We start from the raw sequence: 8,367 nt of genomic DNA, 5'->3' as shown, positions 1-8,367 counted from the left end.
CGGGTGGGAAGCTCAATTGCGACGGCCGCCCCTTGCGTTTCCTGCGCGGCCACACAGGCGTCGGAGGTAATGGCGGCCACGTAGCCGTCCCAGGAATTGGGACCCGAGGCCGTGCCTTTCGCTGCCGCGTGAATGAAATCCTGCAATTCGACGTCGTAGCTGGCGATGAAGCGGTCTTTCCAGTCGGTGAGGATGTCGTTCTGCAGCTTGGCGCTAAGGCGGGTCTGCACCGACATCGGCTCCGGCAGGCTGGCAATGCCGTCTTCCCCCACCACCTGGCACTGGATATCATAACCATAATGGCAATTGACGAAGATTTCGACGTCGATGATCGTGCCCTTCGCCGTCTCCAGAATGACGATCTGCGGGTCCTTCAGCCGCGCATGGCTTCTGGCCGCCGAACGGGGGAAGAGAACACGCGCCGAAACATAGTCATCGTCGAGCAGCCAGCGCAGCACGTCGATCTCATGGATCATCGTGTCATGGATCGCCATCGGGGTGACATATTGCTCTGGAACCGCCGGGTTGCGGTGGGCGGCGTGAACCATGATCGGCGCGCCGATCCTGCTATTGACGGCCTGTTTCAGCGCCACGTATCCGGCGTCATACCGGCGCATGAAACCCACCTGAACCAGCCGCCTGCCATGCGCCACCTCGGCGTCGACGATGCGTCGTGCCCCTTCCGCCGTTGTCGACAGCGGTTTTTCGCAAAAGCATGGCTTGCCGGCTTCAATTGCCGCCAGCACATATTGCTCATGCGTGGCACCCCAGGAGGTGACGAGCACGGCATCCACATCCGTCGATGCTATCAGCTCTTCACCAGTGGCGAAAACGACAGCATCCGGGGCAATGTCGTTTTTGACCGCCTCGGCGGAGACACGGTTGACGTCGCTCAGCGCAACGATCTTCGCACCGCCCAGAACCTTGTTGATACGGCGGGCATGATCACGCCCGATTGCGCCAGTGCCTACGACACCAATTCTGACAGTCATCTGAAAAACCTCATTTCCAGTATTTGGCGACGTATCGCCGGGTTTCGCTGAGCATGAACCGCGCGCTTTCATCGACGCGGTCTTCCCAGGCAAACACGCAGTTCGAGAGCACGCCGTCGAATTTCATGTCGGCAAGCGTTGCAAAGAAGATTTCCCAGTCGATCTCGCCCTGGCCGAAATCGGTGTGCTGATGCACCCTCACCTTCGAGCCGGGGGGATTGACGATGTAGCGTAGCTGCGACGACTTGTTGTGGTCATAGGTATCGGCAAGGCGCACATGCACCAGATGGCCCTCGGTCGCGCGCAGGTTCGCCACCATGTCCGGCCCATAGAAGAACGTGTGCGGCGTGATGAAGGAGGCCTTTACCGCCTTGGAATTGATGGTCTTGATAATGTCGATTGCCGGCGCGATCTCCTCGATCCAGTCTTCTGGATGTGCCTCCAGCGACAGCACCAGACCCTCCCGCTCAAGGATCGGCACGAGAATATCCATGGCGCGGAAGAACTGCGCTTCGCAGGTTTCCGGACGATGCAGGCCGGAACGGTCGTTGAGGCTGCGATCCGGCGAGCCGCCACGGCCGAATTCCGAAACGAACATCGGGCATTCCATTTCGACCGCAATCTCGATGGCGCGTTTCCAGTTGTCGATCGCCACCTCCCATTCGTCCGGATAGGGGCTTGCCCAGCGGTACATGGGTTGCAGCGTCGCAAGGCCGACACCATGGTCCTTCAACGCCTTTTTGAATTCGGCGACGCGTTCGGGATAGACCTTCGGCCGGGTCCACCAGGAAAGGAAATCCGGACGGGGTGAAAGTTCGACGTAATCATAGCCGAGTTCGGCAACCTTGCGGCAGGTCTCGGCCAGCGAAAGGTGCCGGAACATGTGGGGGTCGAGTGTATGTTTCATGGCTGTTTCCAGTGGAGTGATAGATGGACCGGGCCAAAGCCCCGCTTATTTGGCGTAGGCGGACATGTTTTCCGGGGTCACGAGTTCAAAGGGCACCCAAAGCGTCTTCTCAGTGCTTTGCCCGGCAGCGGCCTTCACCGCCGTCTGAACCGAAACCTCGCCCTGCTTCGTCGCATTCTGGTAGACGGTAATGTCGAGATCGCCGGCCTGCATGGCGGCAAGGCCGTCTGGCGTGGCGTCAATGCCGGCGATGACCACATCCTTCATGGAATCGCCCGCCGCCTTCAGAGCCTGCGCGGCACCGATCGCCATTTCATCATTATTGGCGATGACGGCATCGAACTGGATCCCCGCCGTCAGCCAGGAGGAAACGAGGTCCTGCGCCTGCGTGCGGCTCCAGTTCGCCGTCTGCTTTTCGAGGATTTCGATCTTGCAGTCCGGCCGGGCAAACACCGTTTCCACATCCTTGGTGCGCACCAGCGCCGCATGGTTTTCCAAAGGTCCCATCAGGATCACGGCCTTGCCCTTGCCGCCCATCAGCTTACAGGCGGCTTCGGCCTCCATCGTGCCGGAATAGAGTTCGTTGGAACCGACGAAGGCCGTGCCATCAGGCAGGCCGGTTTCCAGTTCTGCCGGCGGGTGATTGACATAGACGAGCGGGATTTTTGCGGCGGATGCGGCCTTGGTGATCGCCGAGGTGGCATCGCCATCCACGGCATTGACGATGATCGCATCGACACCGTTGGCGATGAAATTCTGCACCTGATTGAGCTGTTTCGAAGGATCGAGCTGGGCGTCCTCCACCAGAAGCTCGATGTACTTGTCACGCCCTGCCTCAGCCCTGATGCCGTTCAGCAAAATCGTCAGGAACGGATTGTCGAACGATGTCATGGAGACCGCAACACGGGTCTCGGCAAGGGCAGGCGTTGCGAAAATGTAGAGCGCAGTCGCCATCAACAGGTTTTTCAAAGTCTTTCCTCCCGCGGAAAACCTCCGCTGGTTCAATCGCACTGATATCGCTGAAGCCGGAATATCCTCCCCCCGCCTCCAGCGTCTTCGGTCTGTCACGTCGTTGTCAGGCCCGAACGATCTCAGTTCTTGGCCTGATAGTCCTTGAGGTTTGCGGGTGTGACCAGTTCGAAGGGTACGAAGACCTTCTTGTCGACCGCATCCCCCTTTGCCAGTTTCAGCGCCGTATCAACCGCGCCCTTGCCCTGGCCGGCGGCGTTCTGGAAAACGCTGACATCCAGCTCACCCGCCGCCATGGCGGCAAGCGCGTCCTGCGTGGCGTCGATGCCGGCGATGATGACGCTATCCATCAACCGACCTGCCGCCTTCAGCGACTGGATGGCGCCGATGGCCATTTCGTCATTGTTGGAAATGACCGCATCGAAGTCCACGCCGGCCGAAAGCCAGTTGGTCATCAGGTCCGAGCCTTGAGTGCGCGACCAGTTGGCGGATTGTTCCTCGACAAGCTTCATGAAGCTACAATCGGGCGTCGCCACCACATCCTTGGCATCCTGCGTGCGCATGCGCGCCGCCTGGTTGGAAAGCTCGCCCATCATCACCACCGCCTTCGCTTCCGTCTTGCCGGCCGCCTTCAGCAGGCGGCAGACTTCCTGTGTCTGCAGGGTGCCGGACTGCTTTTCATCGGAGGCAACGAAGGCCTGTTTTTCCGGCAGGCTGTCGAGGTTGACCGGCTGGCGGTTGACATAAACGAGCGGAATGCCGGCGGCAGCGGCCGCCTGGGAAAGCGCCACGGTCGCATCGGTATCCACCGGGTTGACGATGATGGCGTCGACGCCGGCGGCGACGAAGTTCTGCACCTGGCTCAACTGCTTGCCGACATCGTTCTGCGCATCCTCGATCTGCAGCGAAACGCCGCTCATGCCCTTGGAATAATCGATCATGCCGTTGCGCAGCACGGTCAGGAAATTATCGTCGAACAGGGCCATCGAAACGCCGATGGTTTCCGCCGAGGCGGTCGTCGCCAGCATGGTGGCGAGCGCTGCAATCGCGAAATGTCTTTTCATGTCGTTCTCCTCCACAACCCTTGAAAATAACCGGCTGCATGGTTCAGCGCCCATCGCGCCGCTACCGTTTTCCGGCAAAAAATACCCGTCGCCGCGAAGACAAGTCCGCAGCCTGAAGCAATCCGAAACATCGTTATTTTCGTGGATCAGCCTCCTGCCCGCTCCACACGCAGGCAAGATTTCCCAGTCCCGGCCCGGCGTCAACGGGTTAGCGGTAACCGAAACCATCAACGCTGATAGAAACAGACGAGGAATTTATGATAGAATCTATCAAACCCTCAAAGGCTTTCAGGAACCCACAGATGAGCGGGTACAAACCGCTGTCCCGGCGTTTCCGCCATGCCATGTTCGATGCTGTGGACCATGGTGGCGATGAGATCTGTGCATAATTCGCGAAGCGGCGTCTGGAATATGCCGCTGATACGCTTTTCCAGCAACGCCTGACGGGATTCGGGCGTCAGTTCATTCACAAGACAGACGATGGCCTCCTGCCGGTTTTCCTGCTGCAGGGCCTCGATGACGCCTTCCATGCCGCCGCCGATGCAATAGATGCCGACCAGATCCTTATGCTTGGCGATGGTGTCCATCACCAGCTCATAGGTCAGCCGCCGCGTTTCCAGCGTGATCAGTGCATCCATCACCTCGAATTCCGGCGCATATTCCCGCATATAGCTGCGAAAGCCGGTCTCGCGCAGCGAATGACCGTGAAAACGGTGGCCGCCGAGCAGCAAAAGCACCTTGCCCCTGCTGCGCGCCAGCTGCGAGATCATCCAGGCCGCCGTGCGTCCCACTTTCATATTGTTGGCGCCGAGATAAGCTTCCCGCACCCCCTGCGCGAAATCCGAAAGCAGCGAAAATGTCGGAATGCTCTTCGCCTTCAGGCCCTCGACGGCGGCGGTGACATCGTGATGGTCCGGCCCCGTGGCCGCTACGGCCTGCACGCGGCCCTTCATGCCCGTCAGAAGGGCCGCAAGCTCGCTCGGCTCGCCCGACTGGGCAAATTCAATGCGCAGATTGAGATGGCGATCCCGGACGTTGCGCACCGCAAGCTCCAGCTCGTCGGCAAAGGTCTGGTAGAAGGCGTGCCGTTCCTTGCGCAGGATGATGCCGAGACTATAGGATGGCAGGTCGGCCAGCATGCGCCGGCGAATGATGTTGGCTGCGTGAAAACCGATCTTCTCCGCCGCCTCGAACACCCGCCGCGCGGTTTCCTCCCGCACCGGCAGCCGGCCGTTCAGCACCCGGTCGACTGTGGCGACGCTGACGCCGGCGGCTGTCGCAACATTTGTGATGGTCGGACGTTTCATGCTGGCACCCGCATACGGAAAGATTCCTGTCATATCTCGCAAAACATGTCATGGATCGTGATGGAATCCAACATGGGTGAAGGGATATAGCATGGAGTGCTTCATCAGAGAGTAATCAGGCCAGAGCTACACCGCAGGGCCGACTTGCCTGGTCCAGTGCGCTCCTCCCCTCATCTCTGCGCTTGTCACAGAGATCCAGCCAGCCCAAGTCCTTGGGCTGAGAAGAGTCCTTTCGCCGCGCAGACGCGCGTCGGCCGGATTCCTGTGACAAGCACAGGACTGAGAAGGCCGGGTTATGTCAGAGCGGGTAAATCACCAACCCGCCGAGTAGCCTGAATGACCACTGTCACACGTAAGGAAACTGCGGCAGCGGCATTCGCACCCTTTTGACGATGCTGAATGCCGCCAAACAATCAGACCCGTTCCAGCGCCACGGCGATACCCTGCCCGACGCCGATGCACATGGTGGCGAGCGCAAGACGTTTGCCGGTCAGCGAAAGTTCGAGCGCCGCCGTGCCGGCGATGCGGGCGCCGGACATGCCAAGCGGATGGCCAAGCGCGATCGCACCGCCATTGGCATTCACCCGCGCATCGTCGTCTGCGATGCCGAGCTGGCGCAGCGTCGCGAGACCCTGGCTGGCGAAAGCCTCGTTCAGCTCGATCACGTCCAGCTGTTCCTGCTTCAGCCCGAGCCGGGCCAGCAGCTTTGCGGAGGCCGGCGCCGGGCCGATGCCCATGACGCGGGGCGGAACGCCGGCGGCGGCGGCGCCGAGAATGCGGGCAATCGGCGTCAGCCCGTATTTTCTCGCAGCTTTCGCCGACGCGACGATGAGTGCGGCAGCACCGTCATTGACGCCAGACGCATTGCCTGCCGTCACGGTCGCACCATCGCGTTTGTTGACCGGCTTCAACTTCGCCAGCGCTTCAAGGCTTGTGGCCCGAGGATGCTCATCCTTCGATACCACCAGCGGATCGCCCTTGCGCTGCGGGATGGAGACGGACACGATTTCTCTGTCAAGACGACCATTGGCCTGCGCGTCAGCCGCCTTCTGCTGGCTGCGAACGGCGAAGGCGTCCTGATCCTCTCGGGAGACCTGATAGTCAATGGCGACGTTATCGCCAGTCTCCGGCATGGAATCGACGCCATATTGCGCCTTCATCAACGGGTTGACGAAACGCCAGCCAATGGTGGTGTCGTAGATTTCGGCATTGCGCGAAAAGGCGCTCTCCGCCTTGGGCAGCACGAAGGGCGCACGGCTCATGCTTTCCACGCCGCCGGCGATCATCAATTCCGCCTCGCCTGATTTCACGGCGCGGGCGGCTGTGATGAGGGCATCCATGCCCGAGCCGCACAGCCGGTTAATCGTCGTTCCCGTCACCGAAACCGGAAGGCCCGCGAGCAGCAGCGACATGCGCGCGACGTTGCGGTTATCTTCGCCCGCTTGGTTGGCGCAACCGAAGATCACATCTTCGACCGCTTCCCAGTCGACGGAAGGGTTGCGCTCGACAAGCGCCTTCAGCGGCACCGCGCCGAGATCGTCGGCCCGCACCGAAGAAAGCGCGCCGCCGAAGCGGCCGATGGGCGTGCGGATATAGTCGCAGATGAATGCATCGGTCATCAGTTCTTCCTCAAAGTTCCGGGGCGACGAGATCGGCAACCTCGCCATCGACCGCCAAAGGCGCGCCGGTCATGGCCTGCAATTCATCGAAGGTCATCGCCGGCAGTTTTTCACGCAGCACGAAACGGCCATCCACCACGTCAATGACAGCATGGCTGGTATAAATGCGGGTGATGCAGCCAACACCGGTCAGCGGAAAAGCGCATTTTTCAACGAGCTTCGGCTCGCCGTTCTTGGTCACATGTTCGGTGATGACGAAGACCTGCTTGGCGCCATGCACCAGATCCATCGCGCCGCCGACAGCCGGCACGCCCTTGGAGCCGACGCGCCAATTGGCGAGATCACCATTCTGCGCCACCTGATAGGCCCCGAGGATAGCCACATCCAGATGCCCGCCGCGCACCATGGCGAAGCTGTCGGCATGGTGAAAGAAGGCAGCGCCCGGCTTCAGCGTCACGGCCTTCTTGCCGGCGTTGATGAGGTTCCAGTCCTCCTCGCCTTCCGGCGGCGCCTCGCCGAAATTCAGGATGCCGTTTTCGGTATGGAAAATCGCCTGACGGCCGGGCGGCTGGTAACGCGCCACCATTTCGGGAAAGCCAATACCGAGATTGACATAAGCGCCGTCCTCGATGTCCTGCGCCGCGCGCCAGGCGATCTGGGCGTTGGAAAGCTTGATGTCTTCGCGGGTGTCGATGGTCGTGGTCATGCGTAGGCTACTCCGGCGCGAATGAGGACTTCTTCCTGTTGCGGATCGGGGATTTCGACGATGCCGTTCACGAAAATGCCTGGTGTGACGACATGCTCCGGATCGATCTCGCCGGCTTTGACGATCTTCGAGACCTGCGCGATGGTGGTCTTTGCCGCCATGCACATTAGCGGGTTAAAATTGCGGCCCGCCTTATTGTAGGTGAGGTTGCCATAGGTATCGCCAAGCTCCGCCTTAACGATGGCGAAATCCGCCTTCAGCCAGCGTTCCTGCACGTAAGAGCGACCGTCGAATTCCGCGATGACCTTGCCTTCAGCCAGTTCCGTGCCAAAGCCGGTCGGGGTGTAGAACGCCGGAATGCCGGCACCGCCAGCGCGAATGCGCTCGGCAAGCGTGCCCTGCGGCACCAGTTCCAGCTCGATTTCGCCAGCCAGATACCGGTCGGTGAAAGCGCGCGGATCGGACGAGCGCGGGAAGGAGCAGATCATCTTTTTGACCATGCCGGCATCGATCATGGCGGCGATGCCAATGCGGCCGTTGCCGGCGTTGTTGTTGATGACCGTCAGGTTCTTCGGGCCTTTGTCGATCAGCGCATGGACCAGCTCGATGGGCGCGCCGGAGCCGCCGAAACCGCCGATCATGATCGTCGCACCGTCACCGATGCCTGAAAGTGCCTCTTCGGTGCTCTTGATTGTCTTGTCCATTAAAAACCTCCATCCAGCCGGACGGATGGAACCCGCAAGGCTGCCTGACCGTGAGGTAAATCCGAAACCACCTCGACGGCAAGGATTTTGTGCGTTATA

General features: G+C 60.5%; 8 protein-coding genes. All 8 read right to left on the bottom strand.

Annotation, left to right across the window (positions count from 1 at the left end):
• Nucleotides 1-992 (bottom strand): Gfo/Idh/MocA family protein (locus PL597_RS16570; RefSeq protein ID WP_271365748.1); only part of this gene is annotated, 992 nt, incomplete at its 3' end.
• Nucleotides 993-1,002: 10 nt separating this feature from the next.
• A complete protein-coding gene (locus tag PL597_RS16565; protein WP_271365747.1) occupies nt 1,003-1,899 on the bottom strand; it encodes a sugar phosphate isomerase/epimerase family protein in 897 nt (298 codons plus the stop codon).
• A gap of 45 nt (nt 1,900-1,944) precedes the next feature.
• Nucleotides 1,945-2,853, bottom strand: coding sequence for a sugar ABC transporter substrate-binding protein (locus PL597_RS16560; protein ID WP_271365751.1), 909 nt, complete (start codon nt 2,851-2,853; stop codon nt 1,945-1,947).
• 137 nt (nt 2,854-2,990) lie between these two features.
• Entirely contained in the window at nt 2,991-3,932 is a 942-nt protein-coding gene (locus tag PL597_RS16555; RefSeq protein WP_271365746.1) for a sugar ABC transporter substrate-binding protein, read from the bottom strand.
• A gap of 278 nt (nt 3,933-4,210) precedes the next feature.
• The gene (locus PL597_RS16550; protein WP_271365745.1) at nt 4,211-5,239 is read right to left on the bottom strand and encodes a LacI family DNA-binding transcriptional regulator; all 1,029 of its coding nucleotides are present in this window, start codon (nt 5,237-5,239) and stop codon (nt 4,211-4,213) included.
• Between the two features lie 413 nt (nt 5,240-5,652).
• Complete coding sequence (pcaF, locus tag PL597_RS16545) at nt 5,653-6,858, bottom strand: 3-oxoadipyl-CoA thiolase (protein ID WP_271365744.1); 1,206 nt, start codon at nt 6,856-6,858, stop codon at nt 5,653-5,655.
• A 10-nt stretch (nt 6,859-6,868) separates the two neighbouring features.
• Complete coding sequence (locus PL597_RS16540; protein WP_003519795.1) at nt 6,869-7,564, bottom strand: CoA transferase subunit B; 696 nt, start codon at nt 7,562-7,564, stop codon at nt 6,869-6,871.
• Nucleotides 7,561-8,268, bottom strand: a complete 708-nt coding sequence (locus PL597_RS16535; protein WP_271365743.1) for a 3-oxoacid CoA-transferase subunit A — start codon at nt 8,266-8,268, stop codon at nt 7,561-7,563. Before PL597_RS16535 ends, PL597_RS16540 begins: the two co-directional genes overlap by 4 nt.
• Nucleotides 8,269-8,367 lie beyond the last annotated feature (99 nt).

It is taken from the genome of Agrobacterium sp. ST15.13.013, assembly GCF_027956525.1.
GTDB lineage: Bacteria > Pseudomonadota > Alphaproteobacteria > Rhizobiales > Rhizobiaceae > Agrobacterium > Agrobacterium salinitolerans.
This window is presented reverse-complemented; position numbering and strand designations above follow the sequence as displayed.